The organism is Nocardioides sp. NPDC004968, assembly GCF_040608935.1.
In the GTDB taxonomy this organism is placed as follows: domain Bacteria; phylum Actinomycetota; class Actinomycetes; order Propionibacteriales; family Nocardioidaceae; genus Nocardioides.
Map to the genome: position 1 here is coordinate 250,073 of NZ_JBEXJF010000003.1, position 25,664 is coordinate 275,736.

Here is a 25,664-nt window from a genome sequence, read left to right on the forward strand (position 1 = left end):
CATCACCCCCGGTCGATCCGTGAGAACGACTCGTAGTGGTCCTCGGTGAAGTAGAACTCTCCACCCTCGCCTGTGACGATACGCCGCGCGCCCCGGTCATCGGAGCCAGGCGTCGGCACGGTGTATTCGGCGTAGTAGCCCGACGCCTCCTCGGGCAGGATCCCCTCGCGGTTGCCGAAGGTGCTGCCGTCCTTGCCCGGGTAGGGGAAGGGGCCGCCGGCGTCGATCAGCTCGAGCGTCTCCACGCCCTCAGGCGGCAGGTCGGACTCCGCGATCCAGGCGAGCCCGCTCTCGGGGTCGGTGCCGGTCTTCCCGCCACCGTCCGCCCCGGAGTCACCTCCGGTGCCGCCTCCACATCCGGCGACCAGCGCCATCAGGACGGCGATCAGCAGGGCGACCAGGGCAGACTTCGACCTCACGAGGTTCCTCCGAGACGTACGGACCGGTCGTCTAGAGTGCCATGGCCTGGGCCCGGCGCTTGACCTCCGACCCGCGGTTCTCCCGAAGCGCGTCGATCGGGCGGCCGGGAAGGTCGTCGTCCAGGAAGAGCCAGGCGATGATCTCGCGATCGTCGTAGCGTCCGTCGTGGAGCACGTGCAGCAGCCCGCCCAGACCCTTGACCGGCAGACCGTCCTGGATGAACAGGGCCGGGATGTGCTGGCCCTTCACCCCCGGAGGCACCGCCGCGGCGAGCTCGTGCTCGCGGATCATGGTGCGCACCTTCCCCACGGTCACTCCGAGCAGCGACGCGGCCGTAGCCCAGTCGATCCACTCTTCAACCAGGACACCCAGATCCTGCTCCGCCAACCGCAAGTCGCTCATAACAATCACATTACCGGCCCGGGTAGCCGGTCCGGAAAGTCGTGAGTGGGACCCGCTGGTCCGTACCATTGCCCGGTCCGGAATACTTCTCCGACCGGAGACAGGAGGATCGCGTGGCTAGTGAGGCGGACCCCCGTGACGACGTCATCGGGCGCCACGGCGGAGGCTCGGCTACCGCATCCGAACCCCTTCTGGGCAAGGTCTTGGGAATGCGTTACCGGATCGTCGAGAAGGTCGCGAAGGGCGGCATGGCGACGGTCTACGTGGCCCACGACATGCGGCTGGACCGCATCGTCGCCGTCAAGGTCATGCACCAGGACCTCGACGAGGAGGGCAACTTCGCCGAGCGGTTCGTACGCGAGGGCAGGTCTGCCGCGAAGCTCTCCCACCCCAACGTGGTCGCCGTCTACGACCAGGACGAGGACGACGGCGTCGCCTTCCTCGCGATGGAGTACATCGAGGGACACACCCTCCGCGACACCATCGCCTCACAGGCTCCGCTGGGCGCGGCGAAGGCGCTGGCCTACATCGAGCCGATCCTGAGCGCGATGACCGCGGCCCACGCGGTCGGGATCGTGCACCGCGACATCAAGCCCGAGAACGTGCTCATCACCACCGGTGCCGCCTCGATCTCGCAGCGGGTCAAGGTCGCCGACTTCGGTCTGGCCCGGGTGATGAACAACAACTCCAACGACGCCACCACCGGCAACCTCGTCGGCACCGTCTCCTATCTCGCGCCCGAGCTGGTCACCGAGTCCAGGTCCGGGCCGCGGTCCGACGTCTACGCCGCCGGCGTCGTGCTCTACGAGCTGCTCACCGGCCGCAAGCCGCACAGCGGTCCCTCGCCGGTCGAGATCGCCTACAAGCACGTCCACGAGGACGTCCCACCGCCGTCGAAGGCAGCCCCCGGTATCCCCCGGTACGTCGACGCCCTGGTCGCCCGCGCGACCGCCCGTGATCCCGAGCTGCGCCCGGCGGATGCCGGCGTGCTGCTGCGCATGGTCAACCGGGTCATGGCCACCCTGTCCGCGGGCATCTTCGACGACCCCGACCTCACCGCCGACCTGGCGCTCCCTCGGCCCGGCGCGCCCGAGCAGGGCGCCGGTGGCACCGACTCCCCGGCACGGGCTCACGACGAGTCCGGCTCCGAGACGACTGCCGTCCTGCCCGCGCTCGGCCTGGGTCCGTCTGGACCGTCCGGACCGTCCGGTCCGCCGCCGGGTCGTCCCCCGGGTCCGCCGGGACCGCCGCCTCCGGGCGTCGGACTCCCCGCGGGCACCCGGCTCTCGCTGAGCGAGCCGGAGGAGAACGTACGCATCGCCCCGACCCCCGCGCAGCCGAAGCAGCGCTGGAGCATGCCTGCGACCTGGAAGGGCCCGATCGCGATCGGAGCCGCTGTGGTGGCCGTCGCGCTGGTGGCGAGCGGCCTGTGGTGGTTCATCGACGGCCGCTACGAGCGGGTGCCCTCGGTGGCCGGCCTGAGCAAGGCCGCAGCCACCACGCAGCTGCAGGACGCCGGCTTCGAGGTCTCGGCCAACACCGAGTTCTCCGACACCGTCGAGGAGGGCGTCGTGATCGACTCCGACCCCGGCCGCGACGACAAGGCGCTGCCCGGATCGACGGTCGAGATCAGCGTGAGCAGGGGCGTCGAGGAATACTCGGTGCCCAAGGTCAAGGGCATGCTCGCCGACGACGCCCAAGACGAGATCCGCGACAAGGGCCTCGGCGTCGGCGACCCGATCGAGAAGTTCAACGACAACGTCCCCGAGGGCCACGTCATCAACTCCCAGCCGCGCCCCGGCACCCTGGTGCGGCCCGGTAAGGCGATCGTGCTCGTGATCAGCAAGGGTCCGGCTCCCGTCGACATCGTCGACTGGACCGGCCGCAGCGCCGAGCGCGCCAAGAAGTCGCTGGAGGCCGATGGCCTGAAGGTCGAGATCCAGGAGGAGGAGAACCAGGAGATCCAGCCCGGCACCGTGCTCAGCCAGAGCCCCAACTCCGGCACCCTCCCCAAGGGCGAGACCGTGACCCTCGTGGTCGCCAAGGGCCCTGCCGCTGTTCCGGTTCCCAACGTCGTCGGCGTCGACAAGGCCACAGCCAGGCAGACTCTCGAGGCTGCCGGATTCAAGGTCAAGGAGGAGCCGGAGGCCGGCATCAACCTCGGCCTCGGCTACGTGACCCGTCAGGAGCCGGCGAGCGGCGAGGCTCCCTACGGCTCCGAGATCACGATCTGGCTGAACTGACCTTGACCACTTCTCGGACCTCCCTTCGCAACCCGATCGGCACCCACGTACAGGTCGGCAAGGGTCTCGTCGCCGGTGCCCTCGCCAACACCGACGCGGTCGGCGGCGAGACCCTGCAGATCTTCGTCGGCAACCCACGCGGCTGGGCGCTCTCGGCCGGGAAGCCCGCCGAGGACAAGGCGTTCCGGGCAGAGCTCGAACGGCGCGGCATGCGTGCCTTCGTCCACGCCCCCTACCTGGTCAACCTCGGCTCGCCGACCCCGGCCACCTACGAGAAGTCGGCCGCCCTGGTCGCCCACAACCTCCGCCGCGCCGCCGACATCGGCGCCGAAGGGGTCGTCATCCACACCGGCTCCTTCGTCTCCCCCGACGGGGATGCGACCGAGAAGCACGCCGTCGCGATGAAGCAGGTACGCGAGGCGCTGCTGCCGGTGCTCGACGAGATCTCCGCCGAGGACGCGCCCTGGCTGCTGCTGGAGCCGACCGCCGGCCAGGGACGCTCGCTGTGTGCGGGCGTCGAGGACCTGCCGGGCTACCTCGAGGCCGTCGACTTCCACCCCAAGGCCGGGATCTGCCTGGACACCTGCCATGTCTTCGCCGCCGGCGCCCCGCTGGACCAGCCCGGTGGCGCGACCGCGTGCGTCGACCGGATCGTCGAGATCGGCGGCCCCGGACGGCTCCGGCTGATCCACGCCAACGACTCCAAGGACGTACGGGGCAAGCACCTCGACCGCCACGAGCAGATCGGCCGCGGCCACATCGGCACGACGGCCTTCGAGGAGCTCTTCGCGCATCCGGCGACCGACGGAGTCCCCTTCATCCTGGAGACTCCCGGCTCTCGCGACGCGGACAACCCTGATATGGCGCTGCTCCGCGATCTGCGGGCATCGGCCCAAGGTCAAGGCGGGTGACCTAGGCTTGGGAACGCACGGGAGTGATCTTCGACGCCATGGGGGTGGCATGACCAACTGCGCACAGTGTGGACACCGGCTGTCCGATGAGCCGGCGTGCCCGATGTGTGGACTAGAGGTCGCCACGGAGCCCGACCGAGCAGCCGAGGCTGACTCCACCGATGTAGAGGAAAGGACGCCGCCCGTGTCCGCTGCTGAATCGAAGCCCGAAGCCATCCAGCCTGCTGCGAACGACGACGCCACGCCCGATGAGCTCGACGAGCCCAACGAGGCGACCGTTATCCGGAAGCCCGTCTCCTCGACGGCCCCGGAGGCCGTCGAGAGCGAGCCCGACGCGGCGCAGACCTCCCTGAGCCTGCCTCGGATCAGTGCCTACGGCGACGACAACGTGCCGGGTCCGGCATCGTCGGCCTCCAACGACGAGCCCACCGAGCGCACCTCGAGGCGCCAGGCGCCGTCCGTCGAGGAGAAGCTCGACACCGATGACGAGCCCGACGGGACCACCGCGGTCCGTCCGGCGTACGCACCGCCGACCGCCCCGCCGCCGACCACTCCCCCGCCGGCACACGAGCCGGCCGCCGCGGAGCAGGCCGTGATCCCCGACCCCGAGCCGTCGCCCGTCCCGGACCCCTCGCCCTTCCCGGAGCCGACACCGGTCCCGGAACCGGAGCCCGTCCCCGGCCCGGAGCCCGTCCCCGACCCGATCCCGGAGCCTGGTCCCCTTCCCGGGCCCGAGCCCGAGCCGGTCTCCGAGGTTACGGTCGAGGCGGCGTACCAGCCCTTCGTCCAGCCCTCCGGGATGCTCGTCCAGGAGTCGCGCAACGGGCAGGTCCGCCACTGGGCCCCGCCGCAGGAGCAGGAGACTGCGGCCGAGATCTACGAGCCCGAGCCCGCCTACGCGACCGGCTACGCGGAGGATGCCTACGCGACCGAGGAGGCCGGCGACTGGCAGACCGGCTACGGCTACGTCGCCGAGCAGGAACCGATCGAGCAGGACTTCGGCGACTACGGCGCCCAGCAGGAGTACGTCTCCTCGTTGATGGCCTCCGAGTCCGAGGACAACCCCTCGACCTGGATCGTGCTGCTGTGGGTGGGCGCGATCTTCATGATCGTGATGCTCGTGCTCGGCATCTGGCTGATGACGCTGTAGCCGCCTAGTGCCCCGCACCTCAATTCCGCACCGCAAGTCGCACGCTGCGCACGCACCTCGCTGCGTTGGCGCCGCTCGGAAGACGCCCGGTATGCCGTCGCGACGCCGCCTTGCGATGCACGCACGCATCGCACGACTTGCAGCACGGACTTTCGGATTGGGGCACTGATGCCGAGGATCATCGTCGCCGAGATCAGCAGCGACGAGCAGCGCGCCCTTGCGCTCGACGTCTGGCGGGCGGCCAACGCCGCCCGCCGCCGCACCGCCACCGAGGCGCGCATCCGCCGCGTCCGCGAGAAGCTGGGCTCCGCCGAGCTGGCGCTGCTCGCCCACTACGGCACCCGCCCGGCGGGCATGCTGGTGGCCGAGACCTACCTCGTCGACGGCGTACCCCTCCCCGGCTACGGCCACATCTCGATGGTCTTCGTCGACCCCGCCGTCTGGGGCTCCCACGTCGGCACCGAGATGATCCGCGACCTCCAGTCACGCGGCTGGGAGGGCCTCAGCGTCTGGACCCGCACCGACAACCGTCGAGCCCAGCGCCTCTACGATCGCACCGGCTTCACCGACACCGACAACCGCAGCATCCTCCACGACGGCGACGAGATCATGCAGCTCGCGTGGGCGCGTGAAAGAATACCCGGTTAACCGGTGAAACCTGCACTTCCGGGGTGTTGCAATGCCAGAGAAGTGCAGGAATACCCTGTTAACCGGGTATTCCTGCGACGCATGTGACTAGCGGGACCGCAGCATCTCCGCGACCTGGAACGCCATCTCCAGCGACTGGACGCGGTTGAGGCGCGGGTCGACGACGGACTCGTAGCGGTGCACGAGGCCGGCCTCGTCGAGCTCTTCGCCGCCGCCGATGATCTCGGTGACGTCGTCGCCGGTGTTCTCGACGAGGATGCCGCCGGGGACGGTGCCGAGGGCGTGGTGGACGTCGAAGAAGCCCTGGACCTCGTCGAGGACGTCCTCGAAGCGGCGGGTCTTGTAGCCGTTGGAGGTGGAGAAGGTGTTGCCGTGCATCGGGTCGGAGATCCAGGTGACGTTGACGCCTTCGGCGGTGATCTTCTCGACCAGCCCGGGCAGCCCGTCGCGCACCTTCCCCGCGCCGAAGCGGGTGATGAAGGTGAGCCGGCCCTCCTCGTTCTTCGGGTTGAGCTTGGCGGCCAGCGCGAGCGCGTCGTCGGGGGTCGCGGTGGGGCCGAGCTTGCAGCCGATCGGGTTGTTGAGGTGGCGGAAGTATTCGACGTGGGCGCCGTCGAGCTGACGGGTGCGCTCACCGATCCAGACGAAGTGGCCGGAGACGTTGTACGGCGTCTCGGTGCGCGAGTCGATGCGGGTCATCGCGTGCTCGTACTCGAGCAGCAGCGCCTCGTGGGAGGAGTAGAAGTCGACCCGGTGGAACTCCTCCGGGTCGGCGCCGATGGCCTCCATGAACGCGATCGCGCGCTCGATCTCGGAGCCCATCGCCTCGTACTTCGCGCCGACGGGCGAGTTGCGCACGAACTCGGAGTTCCAGGTGTGCACCTGACGCAGGTCGGCGTAGCCACCGGTGGTGAACGCGCGCACGAGGTTCAGGGTCGAGGAGGAGGCGTGGTAGACGTCCAGCAGCCGCTGCGGGTCGGGGATCCGCGACTCCTCGGTGAACTCGAAGCCGTTGACGGCGTCGCCGCGGTAGGCCGGCAGGGTCACTCCGTCGCGGGTCTCGGTGTCGGAGGAGCGCGGCTTGGCGTACTGCCCCGCGAGCCGGCCGATCTTCACGACCGGGACGGAGGCGGCGTACGTCAGGACCACGGCCATCTGCAGCAGCACGCGCAGCTTGTTGCGGGTGTTGTCGGCGGTCGCCTCGGCGAAGACCTCGGCGCAGTCGCCGCCCTGCAGGATGAATGCCTCACCACGGCCGGCGGCGGCGATCGAGCTCTTGAGCTGGTCGCACTCCCCCGCAAAGACGAGCGGCGGCTGGTTCCTCAGCTTCTCGACCGCCGCGGCCAGCGCGGCCGGGTCGGAATAGGTCGGCTGCTGAAGGGCTCCGATGGCGTGCAGCTGCTCGAGGGAGGGGAAGGCGTCGTTCACGAGCCTCAGGGTACGCGGATCACCCGGTTGTTACGAAGTCATCTCAGACACGGCAGGGCCGGCGTACGTCCTCGAGAGAACGTATGCCGGCCCTGACCGAATTCACCCGGTTACTTGTCGTCCTCGGGGTTCACGTCCATGTGCTCGATGTCCTGGAAGTGCGGCGGCTCGTCGTCCTTGTTGGCGAACTTGTTGATGAGCCAGGTGATGGCCCACAGGATCACGCCGATGACCATCAGGCCGCCGGCGATCTCGTAGACGATCCCGTCTCGGTCGACCCACGGGCCGGCCAGGTAGATGCACAGGATCGCGGCGATGGGCGGCAGCCACCTCGGCGCGGTGAAGAACACCTTGTCGGTGTCGGCACGTCGGTTGCGCAGGACCACGCAGGCGATGTTGACGATCGCGAAGACGCACAGCAGGAGCAGCGCGGTCGTCGAGCCGAGGTTGGAGACGATGTTGCTGTCCGGGTCGCTGGAGACGTACCAGATCAGCAGCAGCGCCAGCACCGTGGTGAAGATGATCGCGATGTAGGGCGTGCGCCGGCCCGGCAGGACCGCGCCCAGCTGCTTGGGCAGCACCCGCTGCTTGGCCATGCCGTAGACGAGCCGGCTGGCCATCAGCATGTTGATCAGCGCGGTGTTGGCGACGGCGAAGACCGCCAGGAACGGGAACACCTTGTCGATCGGGAAGTCGGGAGCGCCCTTCTCGACCACCTCGAGCAGGGCCCGGCCCTCGGACTCGCGGATGGTCTCGAGCTCTCCGGGGCTCAGCACGCTGACCACCGAGACGGCGACCAGGATGTAGAGGAGCGCGGCGGCGCCCAGGCCCATGAACATGGTGCGCGGGAAGATCCGCTCCGGTTCCTTGGTCTCCTCGACCATGTTGACCGCGTCCTCGAACCCGACCATCGCGAAGAACGCCACCGAGGTCGCCGCGGTGACCGCGAAGACCACGCCCATGTCGGAGTAGTCCTCGAAGGAGACCAGCTCGGACATCTCCGCCTTGCCCTGGGCGATCACGTAGAAGCCGACGCCGATCACGATGCTCAGCGCGAGCATCTCGACGATCGTGAGGACGATGTTGAACTTCACGCTCTCGCCCACGCCACGCAGGTTGATCAGCGCGAGCAGGACCATGAAACCCAACGCCAAGGTGGTGACGGCGCCTTCGCTGGGCGCGTCCATCCAGCCGTTGATCTCCAGACCGCCGAAGAAGTTCTGCGCCAGCGTGTTGGCGGAGGTCGATGCGCTGGTGATGCCCGAGCAGGCGACCGCGAAGGTCACCATGAAGGTGAGGAAGTGGATGCCGAACGCCTTGTGCGTGTAGAGCGCGGCACCGGCGGCGCTGGGATACTTCGTCACCAGCTCGAGGTAGGAGAACGCGGTCATGGTGGCCACCACGAAGGCGAGCAGGAACGGCAGCCACAGGATGCCGCCCACGTAGCCGGCCATGGTCCCGGTGACGGCATAGACGCCGGCTCCCAGGATGTCACCGACGATGAAGAGCAGAAGGAGCCAAGGCCCCATCACTCTCTTCAACTCGGGTGTTTCTTCTTTCGCCAGGGTTGTCATGATGTCCTTCCTGGTCACGTTCGAAACTCAGTTCCGAAATTGGGATGAAGGGATCCCTCAATCAAAGCCCAACCTCGCCGTCAGGTGTACGACAATTCGTCAACACGCCGTAACCGGACGAAATTTCGTGGATAGGGTCACGCCATGACCTTCTCCATCGTCGCCAGAGCAGTTGATCCAGGCACCGGGGAGCCCACCTGGGGTGTGGCCGTCGCTTCGAAGTTCCTCGCCGTCGGATCGGCCGTCCCGGCCGCCGTCGCGGGAGTCGGAGCCATCGCCACCCAGGCCGAGGCCAACGTCGCCTACAAGGGTCTCGCGCTCGCTCACCTCGACGAGGGTGCGACCGCTTCGGTCGCCCTCGAGAGGCTGCTGGAGGAGGACGAGCGACGGGACCACCGTCAGGTCGGCATCGTCGACGTCGACGGCAACGCCGCGTCCCACACCGGACCGTCCTGCTTCGCCTGGGCGGGTGGCCGGACCGGCTCCACCGAGGATGGGGCGTACGCGATCCAGGGCAACATCCTCACCGGCCCCGAGGTGGTCGAGGCGATGGAGGCCGCCTGGTTGGCCTCCTCCCCCGAGGAGCCGTTGCAGCACCGGCTGCTGGCGGCCCTGGCCGCGGGCGACGAGGCCGGCGGCGACAGCCGCGGCCGGCAGAGCGCGGCCCTCCTGGTGGTGCGCGAGGAGGCCGGCTACGGCGGCAACGACGACATCGCGGCCGACCTCCGGGTCGATGACCACGCGGCGCCGATCACCGAGCTGAAGCGGCTCCTGGATCTCAGCGACTTCTACCTGACCGCGTCGACCGAGGCCGAGAAGGTGCAGGTCACCCCGGAGATCGAGGCCGAGGTGGAGACGTACGCCGCGGCGCAGGGCGCCACGAGCTTCCTAGCCTGGGTCGCCACCGAGAACTACGAGATGCGGGTGGCGGAGGACCTGTCCTGGATCGACCGGCGCATCCTCGACATCGTCAGGACGCCGAAGTGAGTGCGATCCTCGCCATCGACGCCGGCACCACCGGTGTCACGGCCCTGATCGTTACCGAGAAGGGCGAGGTCGCGGCCCGGGGCTATGAGGAGTTCGACCAGCTCTTCCCCAGCCCGGGCCGGGTCGAGCACGTGCCCGAGGGGATCTGGCAGGCGACCCTCGAGGCGTGCCGTACGGTCCTCGCGGCCCACGGCAAGGACGACCTCGTCGGCATCGGGATCACCAACCAGCGCGAGACGGTCGTGCTGTGGGACCGGGAGACGCTGGGGTCGCCGCGGCGGGCGATCGTGTGGCAGGACCGGCGTACGACCGCGATGTGCGCCTCGATGGCCGACCACGACGCCCGCGTCCGGGAGCTGACCGGGCTCCGCCTGGACCCCTACTTCAGCGCGACGAAGCTGGCCTGGATCCGTGAGAACGAGCCGCACACCTGGGCGCACGTGGAGTCGGGGCGCTACGCGATCGGCACCGTCGACTCCTACCTCATCGCCCGGATGACCCGCGGCATGCACCACGTCTCCGACGTCTCGAACGCGTCGCGGACCCTGCTGTTCGACATCGGCGCCAACGACTGGTCCGACGAGCTGTGCGACCTCTTCGGGGTGCCGCGCGACGCGCTTCCGGAGATCGGTCCCAACTGGGGCGAGGGCGTGGTCACCGACCCGCGCTCCTTCCTGGATCTCTCGCTGCCGATCGCCGGGGTGGCCGGGGACCAGCAGGCGGCGCTGTTCGGGCAGGCCGCGTTCGAGGTGGGCGACTCCAAGTGCACCTACGGCACCGGCTCGTTCGTGCTGACCAACACCGGCACCACCCCGCAGCGGTCGGACTCCGGCCTGCTCACCTCGCCGGGCTGGATGTCGCCCGACGGAGAGGTCACCTACGTCCTCGAGGGCTCCATCTTCGTGACCGGCGCCGCGGTGCAGTGGTTGCGCGACGGCCTGCAGATCATCGGCTCGGCCGCGGAGACGGAGGCCCTGGCGCACACCGTCACCTCGTCCGAGGGCGTCGTGTTCGTGCCCGCCCTTACCGGCCTCGGCGCGCCCCACTGGGACCCCGACGCCCGCGGCACGATCATCGGCATCACCCGCGGCACCACCCGCGCCCACATCGTGCGGGCGACCCTGGAGGCGATCACCTTCGAGGTACGCGACGTGATGGCCACCATGCCGACGCCCGTCGCCTCGCTCAACGTCGACGGCGGCGCGGCCGCCAACAACCTGCTGTGCCAGCTCCAGGCAGACCAGCTCGGGGTCGACGTCTCCCGCCCTCGCTACGTCGAGACCACGGGTCTCGGCGCGGCCTTCCTCGCCGGCCTCGGGGTCGGCGTGTGGTCCTCGTTCGACGAGATCCGCGAGACCTGGGCCTTGGACCGCACCTTCTCCCCTGACGCGTCGCGCCGCGATGCGGCCGATGAGGCGTACGCCTCCTGGACCCGGGCCGTCGAGCGTTCCCGACAGTGGGCATGAGCACACCGAGACGGGTGCCCTGGTGGGGCTGGGCGCTCGTGGCGGGTGCCGTGTTCGTGGTCCTCATGCTGGTCGGTCTCGTCGGGCTGATCGCCTGGGTGGGCGCGGACCTCGGTGAGTCCGCGGAGGCCGAGCCGATCGACTGCGTCGAGCTCGCCGAGGCGGTCGGTGTGCCGGACCTGCCGGCCGGGAGCTCGGCTGCGACCTGCACCTATGTCGGGTTCCAGGACTGGCATATGGAGGGCACCATGACGGTCCCGCGTTCGGATCTCGACACCTGGCTCGCGCAGGTTCCCGGCTCCCCCGTGCTGGGCGAGGCCGGCTGCACGGACGCGGTCGCCTGCGTCCAGGTCGACCTCACCCAGGTCGAGGAGGAGGTCGACGCCCACTACCTCAACGTCGCCGTCCTCGGCGAGCACGACGGCGTGGCCGAGGTTCGCATGTCAGCCTTCACCACCTGACCCCTTTCGACTCGGACAGGAAGCACACCTTGACCCGGATCCTGCATCTCTCCGACACCCACGTCTCCGCGACAGGCGCCGACATGGACGGCGTCGACGCCGTCGCCGCTCTCGACGGCATCCTGCACGACGCCCGCCACCTGCCCGGCCTGGACGCCGTCGTGGTCAGCGGCGACATCGCCGACGACGGCTCGGCTGCGGGCTGCCGCTCGGTCGTGGAGCGGGTGGGTGCGTTCGCGGCCGAGCGCGGCATCCCGCACCTCTACTCGACGGGCAACCACGATGCCCGCGGCCCGTTCCGTGAGGTGCTCGGCAGCGGACATCGCGATCCCGACGGGAGCGACCGCGGCCGGCTGCTGGACCCGGACTCGGACCTGTGCGCGGCGGTCAGCTACCTGGGCGACCTCAGGGTCATCACCATCGACAGCCTGGTCCCGGGCAAGACCCACGGCTTCCTCGACGAGCACCAGCTCGCCTGCCTCGCGAACGAGCTGGCCACTCCGGTACGCGACGGAACCGTCCTCGTCCTGCATCATCCGCCTCTCCACCTCGCCTCGGTCCCCTACGTCGCCGATGTCGTCCTGCGAAACATCTCCGCCCTGGGCCGGGTGGTGCGGAGCAGCGACGTACGCGCCATCCTCACCGGACACCTGCACTTCCAGGTCAGCGGATTCCTCGCCGGCGTACCCGTCTGGGTGACGCCCGGCGTCGTCACCCGCATCGACACCACCGCTCCCCCGCATCTCGTACGCGGCGTGCTCGGCGCCGGCGCGACCGTCGTCGACCTCGCCGACCCGGCCTCCCCCACCTTCCACGTGCTCTCCGCCCGCGACCCCCGTGCCGGCGAGCAGGTCTACCTCTACGACCCCGCCTCCGGAGAGGATGCCCTCGAGGAGCTCTGAGGCGACCGTTCGCCACGGTCCGACGACGCAGCCTCGGCTGCGGATCATCCGCAGCCGAGGCCTCAGGCGTATCGGTGTCAGGCGTATCGGTGTCAGGCCGCGGTACAGGTCGCGGTCGGTGTCGCCGTGTTCCCGCCCGAGTAGAGCGTGATCCCGAACTGGTTGCCGTTGCCGTTCGGTGCGGCGGTGAGCGTTCCCGACGTCCCGGAGACGGTCGCGTTCCAGGCGTTCTGCAGGCTCTGGCCCGAGCCCGTGCTGATCTGGACCACCCAGTCGTCGGTGCCGCTGACGGCGAACACGGTGTTGAACCGGTCGTTCCAGGACTCGGTCCGGGTGACGCTCACCGTGCAGCTACCGGCCGGCGGGTTGGACCCGCCGTCCGCGGTGTTGAGCTGGTCGAGGACGTAGCTGTAGGCCAGCTTCTTGTTGCCGGAGCCGTCGAAGAGCAGCGGGGTGTCCGAGGCGCGCCACGAGTCGGTGTCGCGTACGCCCCAGACGGTGATGCCGGTGCAGCGGGTCACCGCCATGCAGGCCTGGGTCACACCGCGGAACTGCTCGGCCTGCGAGGTGCCGGACCCGGCGATGTCGAGCTCGGTGATCTGTACGTCGACACCCAGGTCGGCGAAGTTCTGCAGCGTGACGTGGTAGTTGCTCGGCACCGGGTTGCCCGAGTTGAAGTGGGCCTGGAAGCCGACGCAGTCGATGGGTACGCCGCGCGACTTGAAGTCGCGGACCATGTTGTAGACGGCCTGCGTCTTCGCGTGGCTCCAGTTGTCGGTGTTGTAGTCGTTGTAGCAGAGCTTCGCGTTCGGGTCGGCGGAGCGGGCGGCACGGAAGGCGGCCTCGATCCAGTCGTTGCCGGTGCGCTGCAGGTTGGAGTTGCGGCGCGCCCCGGAGGAGCCGTCCTCGAAGGCCTCGTTCACCACGTCCCAGGCATAGATCTTGCCGCGGTAGTGGCCGGCGACGCCGGCGATGTGATTGAGCATCGCGCTGCGGAGCGAGCTGCCCTCCATGTTCTGCATCCAGCCCGGCTGCTGTGAGTGCCAGGCCAGCGCGTGCCCACGGACCCGCTTGCCGTTCTGGATGGCCCAGTTGGCGATCTGGTCCCCGGAAGAGAAGCTGAACTGGTTCGGCGACGGCTCGGTCGCGTCCATCTTCATCTCGTTCTCGGCGGTGATCATGTTGAACTCGCGGTTCGCGATGGTCGTGTACTGCGAGTCGGACATCCGGCTCGCAGCGATGGCGGTGCCGTAGTAGCGGCCGGACTCGGCCGCGGCTGCCTGCAGGGTGGAGCCGTCGGCCCGGGCGGGTCCGGCGACGGCAGTGATGGCGATGCCGCTGGTGATCACCAAGGCGGCGAGCGTGGTGAAGGCGGCGGTTCCTCTGGCCTTCATGGCGCGCAGGGGTCTGACACGAACTCGGGTCATCATCGATCCTGTTCTCCCGGAATGAAAGGTGGTCGGTGTACCTCAGAGCTCGCGCGAACTCGCTCGAAAACGTTATCGACATCGTTTTACAGAGTCAATGGTTTCTGTCGAATTCACGTGACTTACCTCACACAGGAATCCTGGTCCTGGCCGCGCGGCAAGGACACTGCAGAGTCATGACACGCTTTGACACGTGCCCTTCACCCACCGCATCGCGACCCAAGAAGACATCCCGAACCTGACGGCGATCATGAACGTGTCGATCGGAGAGCTCCAGAAGGGCTTTCTGACCGCGGCCCAGATCACCTCGAGCCGAACCGTGATGGGCATCGACACCCAGCTGATCGAGGACGGCACCTACTTCGTGGTCGAAGAGGACCATCAGATCGCCGGCTGCGGCGGCTGGAGCAGGAGGGCGACGCTCTACGGTGGCGACCACACCCCGGGCCGCGAGCCGAAGCTCCTGGACCCGCAGACGGACCCGGCCAGGGTGCGGGCGATGTACACGAACCCGGCCTTCGCCCGACGCGGCGTGGGCAGGCTGATCCTGGACCTCTGCGAGCAAGCCGCGGCAACGGAGGGCTTCACCACCCTCGAGCTGATGGGCACCCTGTCCGGCGAGCCGCTCTACACGGCGTACGGCTTCGAACCGGTCGAGCGGATCAACGACGACCGTGGCGGCGCACCCGTCCCGCTCGTCCGGATGCGGAAGAGCATCTGAGCCGGCGACCGGCCCTATCCGCCGAGGCGCTCGACCTCTGCGGCGGCGGAGTCGCGGGCAGCGGCCGCCTCGGTCACGGCGGTGTCGGCGGAGTCGCGGGCATCCTCCGCGTCGGTGAGCTCGTCGTCGACGTCGGCGGCGGTCGACTCCAGGTCGGCCAGCCGGCGGCGTAGCTCGTCGATCTCCGACTTCACCTGGAGCGACCTCGCCTCGATGTCCTTGAAGGCGGACATGGCCTTGTCGCGCTCCTCCTCGGCACCGGACAGCGCGGACTCGGCCTCCGTGAGCGCCTCACGGGCCTCGTCGAGCGCCGCGGTGTCGGGCAGGTCCGGGACCGCCCGCAGCGGCTCCGGGGGCGGCGGGACGACCTCGGGGACCTCGAAGCCCAAGGCGTCCGGCAGCGCGACGGCGTCCGCCGCGTTCACGGCGTCGATCCCGGTGGCGGCCAATGCGGAGATGAGCAGACCGCTGCGTACGGCCTGGGCGGCGGACTCGTCGATCATGGCCGCGGTCAGCGTCGCCTCGACCTGGGTCGCGACCGCCTCGGTCACCCGGAGACCGTGCTCGCGCGCGAGGCCGCGAGCGCGGGTCGTGACCGCCGCGGTCAGCTGGCGCCGCTGCTTGGTGAGCTCCCGCAGCTGGGCGGCGTCCATGCCCGTCTGCGCCTCGCGCAGCAGGGCGCCGACCGAGATCACCTGCTCCACCTGCTCGGTCTCGTAGCGCACCAGCAAGTTCACCACCCACGCCGCGGTCGAGGGCTTCTTCAGCGCCTTGACCGGACCCGCCAGGGGCGTGCCCTTCAAGCTCTTGACTTGCGCGTCGCGTTCCGGTGTGAAGTCGGCCAGCGGCAGCCCGTAGAGCTCGGCCGCGATGTCGAGCAGCTCGGGGGCAGGTGCGTCGTCGCTCATGTCCGCCATCTCAGCACGTCGCCGACTACCGCGTCAGCAACCACTCGTCGTGGTCGGCGGCCTGTCGCTTGTGGAGCTCGCGCAGCGCGTCCTCCTCGACCCCGGCGAACGAGAGCCCGAGGTCCTCCAGCGCCACCGACCATTCCTCGAAGTCGCGCAGCTCGCGCGTCACCGCACCCTCGCCGATCCGGGTGTAGCGGATCGAGCGGACGGTGTCGGCACCGGTCGCGTCGCGTCGCTGCACGACCAGCTTGCTCGTGTAGGGCCCGGGCGGCGTGGCGAGCGCCGGATGTCTGGCCGCGACCTCGTCCAGGCCGACCACGCCGCGGATGAGGTTGCCGTGGAAGGACCCCGCCGGATCGTGATGGAAGGTCCAGCCGTCCTCGCCCACCCGCACCAGCCGATAGACGAAGCCGTTCTGCCGGAAGTGCCCATCGACCAGCGGCAGCGGCTCCCGGAAGCCATCGCCGAAACCCAGATCGGGCCACCAGCGCCCCTCCGGGTTCTCGGCCGTCGACAGCCCGCGGACCTCGAAGGCGAGATGGTCCAGCTCCCCGCTCGGGCCGGTGGTCTCGATCAGCTGGCCGGGGCGGCGTACGACCTCGAACCCCAGCTCCTCCAGGACCAGCGCGACCAGCCCGTTGTGGTGGAAGCAGTAACCGGCGTTGCCACCGGCGGCGACCCGCTCCAGGGTCTCCCCCGGGTCGACGGAGTGCGGCGCGCCGAGCGCGCCTATGGCCGCGAGCATGATCGAGAGGTTGTCGTAGGGAAGCGTGTCGAGATGGCGGTGATGAAGATCGACAAGCGTCTCGTACGTCGCCTCCGGCCGCCCTTCGATGCCGAGCCGTCGCAGATAGCCCTCGATCATTTCGCCCCTCATTCTCGACCCAGCCTCCCGTGCCGGTGGACCAGCGGGTCGGCGTCGTCACCGACCTCGAGCGCCACGATCTCGCACGTCGCCAGAGCAGACCAGCCGATTTCCTGCATCGACACCAGGCGTACGCCCGCCCAGGTCGGCGCGTCGGCGAGCCGACGGCCGAACTCCGTCGTCTCCCACGACCCGGACCGGAACGCGCCGCCGGGAGCGGGAGCGGTGCCTCCGAACGCCTCGGCGAGGTCGCGATGGCGCCAGTGGAGCAGCGACACGACCCCCACGCCGGTCTCCTCGAGCTCGTCACGGAGGTCCGAGTCGGGATCGAGCAGACCGAGGACGGCTCCGGGCGACCCGTTTGCCACCATCAGCGAGGAGACCGTGAGCCCGGCGGACCCACATGTCCACAGCGACACCCGCCCACCCAGACGACCGCGCAACCGGCGTACCGGATCCTCCGGCGTCGGGAACGGGTGGGACGAGTGGATCGTCAGGCTACGTCCTTGGTAGGCCCGGTCTTTGCCGACCCGGAGGACTTCTTCGTGGGCTTCTTGCCGTCGGCCAGCTTCTTGGCCTCGGTGGCGTACATGTCGACGTACTCCTGACCGGAGAGCTTCAGGATCTCGTAGACGATCTCGTCGGTGATCGCACGCAGGATGTAGCGGTCGTTGGTCATGCCCTCGTAGCGCGAGAAGTCCAGCGGCTTGCCGTAGATGACCCGCGGGTGCACGAGCTTGCCGAACTTCTTGCCCGGAGGCGCGATCACATCGGTGCCGATCACGGCGACCGGGATCACGGGCGCACCCGTGTCCAGTGCCAGTCTGGCGATGCCGGTCCGTCCCCGGTAGAGCTTGCCGTCGTGGGAGCGGGTGCCCTCGGGGTAGATCCCGAAGAGCTCGCCCTCGGCCAGGACCCGCTTGGCGGCGATGAGCGCCCCTTCGGCGGCGGTGGCGCCACCGCGGTCGATCGGCACGTTGCCGGTGCCCGAGAAGAAGATCCTCTGCAGGAAGCCCTTGGGGCCCGTTCCGGTGAAGTACTCCGCCTTGGCGACGAAGCGCACCATCCGCTTCATGCCGAGCGGCATGAAGAGCCAGTCGGCGTAGGAGAGGTGGTTGCTGGCCATGATCGCCGGGCCCTTGCGCGGGATGTTCTCCGTGCCCTCATAGGACGGCCGGAAAACCGCCCGAAGGAGTGGCCCGATCGCGACCCACTTCAAGAACGAGTAGAAGAGCTTCGTCGACACCCCATCGCCTTCCCTATTTGCCTTCGACCGGTCAGCCTATAACGAGACAGGTACTTCTACTCCCGCACCCTGTCATGAGATCCGGCTAGGCTGGAGGAGTGAGTGACCGAGACGACCGGCCCGAGGACGCAACCGGGGCCTCCGACGACGCCTCCGTGCCCTCGGAGGGCCAGCCGTCGGACGACGAGGCATGGCGCGAGATCGTCGAGAACTACGGCGACCGCCCCGCCCTCGAGGAGGAGCCCGTCGCCCGCGATCTCTTCGAGAAGAAGATCGACATCGTCGAGACCGTCGACGAGCCGGACGCCTATGACGACATGTGGCGCGACGACGAGGAGGGCTACGTCCCGCCGCCTCCGCCGCCGCTTCCGAAGCCGACCCCGGCACGCCTGCTGGCCTGGATCGGGGTGCTCGGCGCACCGGTCGCCGTGCTGGTCCTGATCGTGGTCACCCAGATCACCGGCCGGAACTTCAGCAGCTGGGTCATCGGTGGCCTGGTCGCCGCCTTCCTGGCCGGCTTCGTCTACCTGCTGGCGACCATGCCGTCCGAGCCCCGCGACCCCTGGGACGACGGCGCTCGCGTCTAGCTCTGGCTCGCGGTGAGGCGGCGAGCCAGGATGCTCGCGCCCACCACGCCGGCCTCCGCGCCGAAGGCGGTCGCCACGATCCGCGGCACCTCGCGGTGCAGGCGGCCGACGAGCGAGGCCTCCAGCGCCGTGCGCGCCGGCGCCAGCAGCAGGTCGCCCGCGGTGGAGACTCCCCCGCCGACGACCAACAGCTCGGGGTCGAAGGCGGCCACGAGGCCGGCCATCCCGACCCCCAGCCACGACCCCACCGACTCGTACGCAGCCAGCGCGAGCGCATCGCCACGAGCCGCGGCGGCGGTGACCGCCGGGCCGGTGATCTTGAGCGGGTCGCCCGCGGCCAGCTCGTCGAGCGCGCAGCCGGCGTACTCCTCGGTCTCCACGCGGGCGCGCACGAAGGCGACGAGCGCGTTGCCGGAGGAGTACTGCTCCCAGCAGCCGGTGAGGCCGCACTCGCACGGGAGCCCGCCGGGCACGACCTGCATGTGGCCGAACTCGCCGGCCATGCCGTTGCGGCCCCGTACGATCCGGCCGTCCAGAACCACGGCTCCGCCGATGCCGGTGCCGAGGGTGATGAGCAGGGCCGAGTCGACGCCGCGGGCCGCGCCGAGCTCCAGCTCGGCCAGTGCGGCGCAGTTGGCGTCGTTGTCGAGCGCCACCCGAGTGCCCCATCGCGAGGAGAGCCGGGTCAGAGTCGGCTCGCCTCGCCAGGGCAGGTGGGGCGCGAACATGACCCGCTCCCCGGCGGCGTCGACGAACCCCGCGGCGGCCAGGCCGACGCCGGCGACGGGCCGGCCGGCGGCGACCTCGGTGACCGCCTCGGTCAGCGCGTCCTCCACCAGCTCCAGCTCGACCCGGCGTCCGGGCGTGCTGCGCTGAGCGGTGCGGAGCACCTCTCCGTCCGGCGAGACCTCCGCCGCGAGCACCTTGGTGCCGCCGATGTCGACACCGATGTGCAGGCTCACTGGAACCGGCTCACTTGCGAGCCAGGTCCGCCGCGCCGATCAAACCTGCCTGGTTGCCGAGCGTCGCCTTGCGGACGTCGAGCATCGGCCGGTGTCCGCGGCCGGTCAGCTGGGCCTGGAAGGCGCGCCGAGCGGGCCCGAGCAGCAGGTCGTCGGCCTCGGCCACTCCCCCGCCGATGGCCACCACGGCCGGGTCCAGCACGGCGGCGATCGAGGCGATCCCCTCGCCGAGCCAGATGCCGAGGTCGGTCAGCGCCTCGATCGCGAAGGCGTCCCCGTCGCGGGCCGCCTCGGTGATCAGCGGGCCCTTGATCTTGTCGAGGTCACCCTCGGCCCGGTCCAGGACGTCGCGGGCCAGCAGGGAGCCGCCGCGCGCGGCGGAGCGGACGTTGCGCACCAGGGCCGACCCCGAGGCGTACTGCTCCCAGCAGCCGCGGTTGCCGCAACCGCACAAGTGGCCGTTGGGCACGACCCGCATGTGGCCGATCTCGGCGCCGACGCCGAAGGCGCCGCGGTAGAGCTCGCCCTCGAGCACCAGGCCGCCGCCGACACCGGTGCCGACGGTCACCAGCATCATGTTGTCGACCTCGGCACCCGCGCCGTACTCGAACTCGCCCCACGCGGCCGCGTTGGCGTCGTTCTCGATCACGACCGGCAGCTCGAGGACCTTCTCCAGGCGCTCCTTGAGCGGTACGTCGCGCCAGGCGATGTTGGGCGCGAACATGACCGTCGAGCGGCCCTTGTCGATGTAGCCCGCGGCGCCGATGCCGACACACTCGATCGGGTGGCGGGTCTTGAGCTCCAGGACCACCTCGATGATGGCGGCCTCGATGGCCTCCGGGCTCTTCGCCGGCGACTCGACGCGGTGGTCCTCGATGATGTTGCCGTCGTGGTCGACGACGCCGCCGAGGATCTTGGTGCCTCCGACGTCGACACCACAGGCGAGCTTCTTCGTCGTCATGCCTCAGCTCCAGCCGTCGAGATCGATCCGTTCGACCTTCTCCGAGCGCTGCGCCCAGTCCCGGGTCGCATCTTCCTCAGCCCGCACGCCATCACTGTGAGCATCCTCGCCTTCACTAGGGCCAGCACCCGGACTCGTGGCCGCCGCATTGAGCACCGTGACCGCGGCCTGCATCAACGAAGCGGCAGCGCTGGCCAGGTGCACCTTGACCTCCGGACTCGACTCCCGGAGGACATGTACGGTACGGCACAGCGGGCAGTAGGCACACTCCGGTGCCCCGGTATCGAGATGCTCTCCGACCGCCTCGGTGAAGTGGCCGATCCGGGAGTCCTTGGCCCACTCGCCGATGGCTTCCATCAGCCGGCCGAGCTCCTCGGCGGTCGACCCCAACGGCTCGTCCGCCCACTCGTGGCGCTGCTCGCTCACGACAACTCGCTCTCGGTGTTCGTCGTCTGACGAGAAAACGTTACCCGCAGCTCCCCGGCCTCGACCCGCGCCCCGCTGACGCGCATCCGGGCGAGTGCCGCGGGAAGGGTCAGCAGGCGCCGGTAGGCACCCACGGTGATCGCCAGCTCGTCGCCGTTGCGGCCCAGCTGCACCTGGTCGCGGGCGACCCACTGGGCCAGCCCGGGCAGCGCCAGATGCACGATCGTGGCCTCGCCGGTGGTCTCGGTGCGGAACGGAGCCGCGGTCTCGGGGACGGCCAGCGGGTCGACGCTTCCCGTCCATGCATAGGCTGCCTCGGCGACCTCGCGCAGGTCCTCGACCCCGACCGGCTCCGTCGGCCGGTAGAACGAGCGCCAGACCGGCAGACCTTCGAAGGAGGCGCCGACGTCGCCGAGCACGTCGTCCTGGGCCTTGACCCAGCCGGCGCGCCAGTCGTCGGAGCCGCCGGCGGGGAAGATCCGGTTGGCGACGACACCGTCGACGCGGTAGCCGTAGAGGGAGAGCGTCGTCCAGGACCGTCGTGCCTCGGCGAGCACGACCCGCTCGGGGGTCAGCACGATGCGTACGGACGCCTCGGGGCCGGACAGCAGGACACGGACCTCCGCGAGCTCGTCGTGGAGCCGCACCAGGGCGTCGAAGACGGAGTCGCCGGGCATCGGCACCCCGGCGGCCTTGGTCAGCACCGGCTTGAGGGCCTTCACCATCTTGCGCTGCACCGGGAGGATGCGCTCGAGATACCAGCCCAGGGCCTCGGGAAGCGCGAGCAGCCGCAGCGTCTCGGCGGTCGGGGCGCAGTCGACCACGATCGTGTCCCACTCCCCCGAGACCGCCATCCGGCGCAGCTCCAGGAGCGCGAAGACCTCCTCGGCGCCGGGGATGATGGTCAGCTCCTCGGCGGCGATCCGGTCCACCCCGATCGTGTCCAGGACGCTCAGCAGATAGCCCTGCACCTCCGCCCACGACTCCTCGAAGCGGCGCTGAGCGTCGACATGCTGGACGTAGAGGTGCTCGGTGACCTGGACCGGCTCCGAGCCCAACGCACTCTCACTGTGCCCATCGGAGATGGCGAACGCATCGCCCAGGGAGTGGGCGGCATCGGTCGAGAGGACCAGGGTGCGCAGGCCGCGGGCCGCGGACATCGCCGCGGTGCCGGCCGAGACGGTCGACTTGCCGACGCCGCCCTTGCCGGTGAAGAGGAGGATTCTCACGAAGGCATGCCCTGCTTCTCGACTCTCTGCTTGAGGCCTCGCAGCGCGGTGTCGATCAGGACCTTCTCGCCCTTGCGCTTGAGCATGCCGATCAGCGGGATGCTCAGGTCGAGCGCGAGCCGGTAGGTGACCTCGGTGCGACCACCGAGGTCGCGCAGCACGTAGGCGCCGTCCATCGACCGCAGCAGGTTGCCCTTCACCAGCGACCAGGTCACCTGGCGGTCGTCGTCCCAGTCGTACGTCAGGGTGTATTCGTCCTTGATCGGCGCGACGTCGAGCACGAACCGGACCTGCTCGCCCCGCCCGTCGACGCCGGTCTCGAGGACGCTGACCTCCTGCATGCCCTTGGCCCAGGCCGGATAGGACTTGAAGTCCGCGATCACCGCCATCACTGCCGAGGGCGCGGCCTCGATCACGATCGTCGAGGTGGTCTGATCGGCCATCGGTGGTGTCCTCACTCCCTGACTTGCTAGGTGCCATGGAGCGTACCGGATAGCATCCCGGTGAAATGGTCGGGCTGTGACGGGGGTAACCTCCGGTTCGAACCCACCTACCATCAGTATGCGGAGGCCCTTGTGCGTGAGTTCTCCACGCCCGCGACGTACGTTGTTCCCCCCACCGGCAGTCTGAGCGACGATGTCGTGCGCAACGCCGCCGAGGCACCCGATGCCGCCGTCCTCAGCCGGCCCGGCGCGGACGGCTCCTGGGTCGACGTGACGTCGTCCGAGTTCCTCGCTGAGGTCTCGGCGGTCGCCAAGGGACTGATCGCGGCGGGTGTCGGTGCTGGGGACCGGGTCGCGCTGCTCTCGAAGACGCGCTATGAGTGGACGCTGATCGACTACGCGATCTGGTTCGCCGGCGCGACGACGGTGCCGATCTACGAGACCTCCTCGGCCGAGCAGATCGAGTGGATCCTCCAGGACTCCGCCGCCGTGGCGATCATCGCCGAGGACGCCGCCCACATGAGCCGGATCAGCGAGGTCCGCGCGGGCTGCGCCGCACTCAACAGCGTGTGGTCGATCAACGACAACGCCGTCGACCTGCTGGTCAAGCTCGGCGCCGACATCACCGACGAGCAGCTCGAGGCCCGCCGCAGCGCGGTCACCCCCGACGACGCCGCGACGCTGATCTACACCTCCGGCACCACCGGCCGCCCGAAGGGCTGCGTGCTGACCCACGGCAACTTCATGTTCGAGCTCGGCGTCGTCGTCGACTCGCTCGACGGCCTGTTCAACATCGAGGGCCGCAGCACGCTGCTGTTCCTGCCGCTCGCGCACGTCTTCGCGCGGATCATCCAGATCGGCTGCATCACGTCCCGCACCCGTCTGGGCCACACCCCCGACATCAAGAACCTCGTCGTCGACCTCGGCACCTTCCAGCCGACCTTCGTGCTGGCCGTGCCGCGGGTGTTCGAGAAGGTCTACAACACCGCCTCGCAGAAGGCCGTCGCCGACGGCAAGGGCCGCATCTTCGACATGGCCACCGAGGTCGCGATCGAATACTCCCGGGCCACCGAGACCGGCAAGGCGCCGTTCCTGCTCGCCGCCAAGCACAAGCTGTTCTCCAAGCTCGTCTACGGCAAGCTGCTCGCCGCGCTCGGCGGCAACTGCTCCTACGCGATCTCCGGCGGGGCGCCGCTCGGCGACCGCCTGGGCCACTTCTACCGCGGCATCGGCGTCACCGTCCTGGAGGGCTACGGCCTCACCGAGACGACCGGCGCGCTCACCGTCAACCTGCCCGAGGCGTTCAAGATCGGCACCGTCGGCCGGCCGATTCCCGGCACCTCGGTGCGTGTCGCCGATGACGGCGAGCTGCTCTTCAAGGGCGGCCAGGTGCTGAAGGAGTACTGGCAGAACCCGGCCGCCACCTCGGACGCGAAGACCGAGGACGGCTGGTTCCACTCCGGCGACCTCGGCGAGGTCGACGACGAGGGCTTCGTCAAGATCACCGGCCGCAAGAAGGAGATCCTGGTCACCGCCGGCGGCAAGAACGTCGCCCCGGCCGTCCTCGAGGACCGCCTGCGTGCCCACGTGCTCGTCGACCAGTGCATCGTCGTCGGCGACGGTCAGCCGTTCATCGGCGCGATCGTCACCGTCGACCCCGAGGCGCTGCCCACCTGGGCCGAGGCCAACGGCAAGTCCGGCAACATCGAGGACCTCGTCGAGGACGAGGACCTGCGCGCCGCCATCCAGAGCGCCGTCGACGACGCCAACAAGGCCGTCTCGAAGGCGGAGTCGATCCGCAAGTTCGCGATCATCCCCGAGTCCTGGACCGAGGAGGGTGGCCAGCTCACCCCCAGCCTCAAGCTCAAGCGCAACGTGGTCATGCGCGAGTTCAGCCACGAGGTCGACGCGTTCTACAGCAAGTAGAACCACGCCGAGTCGGCTCGTTCTGACGAGCCGACTCGGCGGTGTTTTCGGTGAGGACGAGCCGACTCGGCGTTCTGTCAGTCGAGCACCCGATGGGCGATCGCGATGCGCTGCAGGGTCGTCGGGTGGGAGCCGAACCACCACTGCGACCAGGCCTGCGGGGACGGGTCGGAGAGCGAGCGGGCACCAAGATCGTGCTGCAGCCGGATGAATGACTCCAGGTCGCCGGTGGCGTGGAGCGCGTCGACGTCGGCGCGGGCCTCGACGTGCCGGCTGAGGCCGTTCTGGATCGGCATCGCCAGCACGCTGGCCAGCGCGAAGACCGCCATCAGCATCGGGACGGCTTCGGGGGTGGCGTACTCGTCCTGGCGGCGGTAGGACAGCAGCAGGCCCAGCAGACCGACGCCGGCGGCCGCGCCGGCGGCGCCGATGACCGTGCCGACCAGGACGTCGTCGTGCTTGGCATGGGCGAGCTCGTGGGCGACGACGGAGAGGACGGCGCCGCGCGCGGCCGCACCCCGCTGCGAGTCGACGAGGTTGTCGTAGAGGACGACTCGGCGGGTGGAGCCGAAGCCGGTGACGTACGCATTGAGCGAGGTCGTACGCCGGGAGGCATCGACCACCAGGACGTCGTCGAGCTCGACGCCCTCACGCTCGGCGATCGCCATCACCTCGGTCCGGAACTGGCCGCGCGGCAGTGGCTCGAATTCGTTGAACAGCGGCTCGATGACGACCGGGTAGACGAACGAGCCGACCACCACCAGGGCCGCGACCATGGCGGCGGCGACGGCGGGCCACCAACGCCGGCTGAGACGGATGCAGGCGAAGAGGGCGAGCAACGCCACCGAGGTGGTGACGATGCCGACGACCTGGTTCAGCAGCGAGTCGCCCAGCCAGGGCCCCCACGCCTGCCGAGAGAGCCCGTAGCGCATCTGCAGCCGGTGGATGGCGATCCCGAACGGCAGCGTCGCGATCCAGCCGAGCAGCGTGACCACGGCGACGGCGAGCACCACCCGGAGCAGCCACGGCCCACGCAGCCGCGCCACCAGACGCCGGCCCAGCGACGTGAACCCGAGCACGCACGCGACCACCAACGAGACGACGAGCGAGGCCCGGCTGATCCAGCGAGCGGTGCCGGAGTAGGCCAGCATCCGCTCGAGCTCCTCGGGCGTGAACACGTCACGCTCGTCGGGCAGGTCGAGCGCGCCGCCCGGGAAGGGATGCCACGGGATCAACGTCCAGGCGAGCACCACGAACGCCACCGCGCCGAGGACGAGAACCACCCAGGACGTACGCCGCGTTGCACTCACGCCGCCACCTCCGTAGCGCAAGCGCCAGGATACGGACGCGGCGGCGTGTTATACGCAT

26 protein-coding genes are annotated in these 25,664 nt (G+C 69.6%); 11 read left to right on the forward strand and 15 right to left on the reverse strand.

All coding sequences use genetic code 11. The features are described from left to right. Window positions 1–2: 2 nt before the first annotated feature. Both ABZU72_RS05860 and ABZU72_RS05865 read right to left on the reverse strand, forming a co-directional pair. Window positions 3–419, reverse strand: coding sequence for a ribonuclease domain-containing protein (locus ABZU72_RS05860; RefSeq protein ID WP_355017928.1), 417 nt, complete (start codon window positions 417–419; stop codon window positions 3–5). Window positions 420–450: 31 nt separating this feature from the next. Further along, complete coding sequence (locus ABZU72_RS05865) at window positions 451–822, reverse strand: Rv2175c family DNA-binding protein (protein ID WP_355017929.1); 372 nt, start codon at window positions 820–822, stop codon at window positions 451–453. Between the two features lie 113 nt (window positions 823–935). On the opposite strand from ABZU72_RS05865, the gene pknB reads away from it, so the two are divergent. The 4 genes from pknB to ABZU72_RS05885 all read left to right on the forward strand — a co-directional run bounded on the left by pknB (window position 936) and on the right by ABZU72_RS05885 (window position 5,774). Then, window positions 936–3,065 carry a Stk1 family PASTA domain-containing Ser/Thr kinase gene (pknB, locus tag ABZU72_RS05870; protein ID WP_355017930.1) on the forward strand — a complete coding sequence of 710 codons (2,130 nt, stop codon included), beginning with the start codon at window positions 936–938 and terminating at the stop codon, window positions 3,063–3,065. Window positions 3,066–3,067: 2 nt separating this feature from the next. Beyond that, on the forward strand, window positions 3,068–3,976 hold the full coding sequence (locus ABZU72_RS05875; protein ID WP_355017931.1) for a deoxyribonuclease IV: 909 nt from the start codon (window positions 3,068–3,070) through the stop codon (window positions 3,974–3,976). A gap of 184 nt (window positions 3,977–4,160) precedes the next feature. Continuing rightward, complete coding sequence (locus ABZU72_RS05880; RefSeq protein ID WP_355017932.1) at window positions 4,161–5,126, forward strand: hypothetical protein; 966 nt, start codon at window positions 4,161–4,163, stop codon at window positions 5,124–5,126. A 168-nt stretch (window positions 5,127–5,294) separates the two neighbouring features. Further along, the gene (locus ABZU72_RS05885; RefSeq protein ID WP_355017933.1) at window positions 5,295–5,774 is read left to right on the forward strand and encodes a GNAT family N-acetyltransferase; all 480 of its coding nucleotides are present in this window, start codon (window positions 5,295–5,297) and stop codon (window positions 5,772–5,774) included. A gap of 87 nt (window positions 5,775–5,861) precedes the next feature. On the opposite strand, the gene ABZU72_RS05890 is transcribed toward ABZU72_RS05885, so the two are convergent. Then, window positions 5,862–7,202, reverse strand: a complete 1,341-nt coding sequence (locus ABZU72_RS05890; protein WP_183545321.1) for a class II 3-deoxy-7-phosphoheptulonate synthase — start codon at window positions 7,200–7,202, stop codon at window positions 5,862–5,864. Between the two features lie 110 nt (window positions 7,203–7,312). After that, on the reverse strand, window positions 7,313–8,731 hold the full coding sequence (locus ABZU72_RS05895; protein WP_355017934.1) for an APC family permease: 1,419 nt from the start codon (window positions 8,729–8,731) through the stop codon (window positions 7,313–7,315). 189 nt (window positions 8,732–8,920) lie between these two features. Here ABZU72_RS05895 and ABZU72_RS05900 point away from each other — a divergent pair, with 189 nt between their 5' ends. The 4 genes from ABZU72_RS05900 to ABZU72_RS05915 are packed head-to-tail and all read left to right on the forward strand — an operon-like array spanning window position 8,921 to window position 12,592. Continuing rightward, entirely contained in the window at window positions 8,921–9,763 is an 843-nt protein-coding gene (locus ABZU72_RS05900) for a DUF1028 domain-containing protein (RefSeq protein ID WP_355017935.1), read from the forward strand. Next, window positions 9,760–11,229 carry a glycerol kinase gene (locus ABZU72_RS05905; RefSeq protein WP_355017936.1) on the forward strand — a complete coding sequence of 490 codons (1,470 nt, stop codon included), beginning with the start codon at window positions 9,760–9,762 and terminating at the stop codon, window positions 11,227–11,229. Before ABZU72_RS05900 ends, ABZU72_RS05905 begins: the two co-directional genes overlap by 4 nt. Then, complete coding sequence (locus ABZU72_RS05910) at window positions 11,226–11,690, forward strand: hypothetical protein (protein ID WP_355017937.1); 465 nt, start codon at window positions 11,226–11,228, stop codon at window positions 11,688–11,690. Before ABZU72_RS05905 ends, ABZU72_RS05910 begins: the two co-directional genes overlap by 4 nt. A 29-nt stretch (window positions 11,691–11,719) precedes the next feature. After that, window positions 11,720–12,592 carry a metallophosphoesterase gene (locus tag ABZU72_RS05915; RefSeq protein ID WP_355017938.1) on the forward strand — a complete coding sequence of 291 codons (873 nt, stop codon included), beginning with the start codon at window positions 11,720–11,722 and terminating at the stop codon, window positions 12,590–12,592. Between the two features lie 92 nt (window positions 12,593–12,684). On the opposite strand, the gene ABZU72_RS05920 is transcribed toward ABZU72_RS05915, so the two are convergent. Next, window positions 12,685–14,019: an endo-1,4-beta-xylanase gene (locus tag ABZU72_RS05920; RefSeq protein ID WP_355017939.1), complete on the reverse strand. Its 1,335-nt coding sequence runs from the start codon at window positions 14,017–14,019 to the stop codon at window positions 12,685–12,687. Window positions 14,020–14,212: 193 nt separating this feature from the next. On the opposite strand from ABZU72_RS05920, the gene ABZU72_RS05925 reads away from it, so the two are divergent. Next, complete coding sequence (locus tag ABZU72_RS05925; RefSeq protein ID WP_355017940.1) at window positions 14,213–14,740, forward strand: GNAT family N-acetyltransferase; 528 nt, start codon at window positions 14,213–14,215, stop codon at window positions 14,738–14,740. Window positions 14,741–14,754: 14 nt separating this feature from the next. On the opposite strand, the gene ABZU72_RS05930 is transcribed toward ABZU72_RS05925, so the two are convergent. Genes ABZU72_RS05930 through ABZU72_RS05945 form a run of 4 tightly spaced genes read right to left on the reverse strand, consistent with a single transcriptional unit; the run spans window position 14,755 to window position 17,762 of the window. Continuing rightward, window positions 14,755–15,648, reverse strand: coding sequence for a hypothetical protein (locus tag ABZU72_RS05930; RefSeq protein WP_355017941.1), 894 nt, complete (start codon window positions 15,646–15,648; stop codon window positions 14,755–14,757). A gap of 25 nt (window positions 15,649–15,673) precedes the next feature. Beyond that, on the reverse strand, window positions 15,674–16,516 hold the full coding sequence (locus tag ABZU72_RS05935; protein ID WP_355017942.1) for an arylamine N-acetyltransferase: 843 nt from the start codon (window positions 16,514–16,516) through the stop codon (window positions 15,674–15,676). 8 nt (window positions 16,517–16,524) lie between these two features. Next, the gene (locus ABZU72_RS05940) at window positions 16,525–16,959 is read right to left on the reverse strand and encodes a flavin reductase family protein (protein WP_355017943.1); all 435 of its coding nucleotides are present in this window, start codon (window positions 16,957–16,959) and stop codon (window positions 16,525–16,527) included. A gap of 50 nt (window positions 16,960–17,009) precedes the next feature. Further along, window positions 17,010–17,762, reverse strand: coding sequence for a lysophospholipid acyltransferase family protein (locus ABZU72_RS05945; protein WP_355017944.1), 753 nt, complete (start codon window positions 17,760–17,762; stop codon window positions 17,010–17,012). A 98-nt stretch (window positions 17,763–17,860) separates the two neighbouring features. Between ABZU72_RS05945 and ABZU72_RS05950 the strand changes: the two genes are divergently transcribed. Next, complete coding sequence (locus ABZU72_RS05950) at window positions 17,861–18,349, forward strand: hypothetical protein (protein WP_355017945.1); 489 nt, start codon at window positions 17,861–17,863, stop codon at window positions 18,347–18,349. On the opposite strand, the gene ABZU72_RS05955 is transcribed toward ABZU72_RS05950, so the two are convergent. Genes ABZU72_RS05955 through ABZU72_RS05975 form a run of 5 tightly spaced genes read right to left on the reverse strand, consistent with a single transcriptional unit; the run spans window position 18,346 to window position 22,370 of the window. Continuing rightward, window positions 18,346–19,311 carry an ROK family protein gene (locus tag ABZU72_RS05955; RefSeq protein ID WP_355017946.1) on the reverse strand — a complete coding sequence of 322 codons (966 nt, stop codon included), beginning with the start codon at window positions 19,309–19,311 and terminating at the stop codon, window positions 18,346–18,348. The genes ABZU72_RS05950 and ABZU72_RS05955 overlap by 4 nt on opposite strands. Window positions 19,312–19,321: 10 nt before the next feature. Continuing rightward, window positions 19,322–20,272, reverse strand: a complete 951-nt coding sequence (locus ABZU72_RS05960) for an ROK family glucokinase (RefSeq protein ID WP_355017947.1) — start codon at window positions 20,270–20,272, stop codon at window positions 19,322–19,324. 3 nt (window positions 20,273–20,275) lie between these two features. Continuing rightward, window positions 20,276–20,698 carry a DUF5304 family protein gene (locus ABZU72_RS05965; protein WP_160024370.1) on the reverse strand — a complete coding sequence of 141 codons (423 nt, stop codon included), beginning with the start codon at window positions 20,696–20,698 and terminating at the stop codon, window positions 20,276–20,278. Then, window positions 20,695–21,927 (reverse strand): ArsA family ATPase, encoded by a 1,233-nt coding sequence (locus tag ABZU72_RS05970; protein ID WP_355017948.1) that lies wholly within the window; start codon window positions 21,925–21,927, stop codon window positions 20,695–20,697. Before ABZU72_RS05970 ends, ABZU72_RS05965 begins: the two co-directional genes overlap by 4 nt. Further along, window positions 21,924–22,370 carry an SRPBCC family protein gene (locus ABZU72_RS05975; protein WP_355017949.1) on the reverse strand — a complete coding sequence of 149 codons (447 nt, stop codon included), beginning with the start codon at window positions 22,368–22,370 and terminating at the stop codon, window positions 21,924–21,926. The genes ABZU72_RS05970 and ABZU72_RS05975 overlap by 4 nt, the downstream gene beginning before the upstream one ends. Before the next feature lie 132 nt (window positions 22,371–22,502). Between ABZU72_RS05975 and ABZU72_RS05980 the strand changes: the two genes are divergently transcribed. Then, window positions 22,503–24,296 carry an AMP-dependent synthetase/ligase gene (locus tag ABZU72_RS05980; protein WP_355017950.1) on the forward strand — a complete coding sequence of 598 codons (1,794 nt, stop codon included), beginning with the start codon at window positions 22,503–22,505 and terminating at the stop codon, window positions 24,294–24,296. A gap of 77 nt (window positions 24,297–24,373) precedes the next feature. Here the strand turns inward: ABZU72_RS05980 and ABZU72_RS05985 are convergent, their stop codons facing one another. Beyond that, window positions 24,374–25,606 (reverse strand): M48 family metallopeptidase, encoded by a 1,233-nt coding sequence (locus ABZU72_RS05985; protein WP_355017951.1) that lies wholly within the window; start codon window positions 25,604–25,606, stop codon window positions 24,374–24,376. Window positions 25,607–25,664 lie beyond the last annotated feature (58 nt).

Coding starts and splice junctions, on each gene's coding strand:
- ABZU72_RS05975 (WP_355017949.1), bottom strand. CDS start 22,370: ATGGCCGATCAGACCACCTCGACGATCGTGATCGAGGCCGCGCCCTCG.
- ABZU72_RS05865 (WP_355017929.1), bottom strand. CDS start 822: ATGAGCGACTTGCGGTTGGCGGAGCAGGATCTGGGTGTCCTGGTTGAA.
- ABZU72_RS05910 (WP_355017937.1), top strand. CDS start 11,226: ATGAGCACACCGAGACGGGTGCCCTGGTGGGGCTGGGCGCTCGTGGCG.
- ABZU72_RS05920 (WP_355017939.1), bottom strand. CDS start 14,019: ATGACCCGAGTTCGTGTCAGACCCCTGCGCGCCATGAAGGCCAGAGGA.
- ABZU72_RS05935 (WP_355017942.1), bottom strand. CDS start 16,516: ATGATCGAGGGCTATCTGCGACGGCTCGGCATCGAAGGGCGGCCGGAG.
- ABZU72_RS05900 (WP_355017935.1), top strand. CDS start 8,921: ATGACCTTCTCCATCGTCGCCAGAGCAGTTGATCCAGGCACCGGGGAG.
- ABZU72_RS05885 (WP_355017933.1), top strand. CDS start 5,295: ATGCCGAGGATCATCGTCGCCGAGATCAGCAGCGACGAGCAGCGCGCC.
- ABZU72_RS05895 (WP_355017934.1), bottom strand. CDS start 8,731: ATGGGGCCTTGGCTCCTTCTGCTCTTCATCGTCGGTGACATCCTGGGA.
- ABZU72_RS05960 (WP_355017947.1), bottom strand. CDS start 20,272: ATGACGACGAAGAAGCTCGCCTGTGGTGTCGACGTCGGAGGCACCAAG.
- ABZU72_RS05930 (WP_355017941.1), bottom strand. CDS start 15,648: ATGAGCGACGACGCACCTGCCCCCGAGCTGCTCGACATCGCGGCCGAG.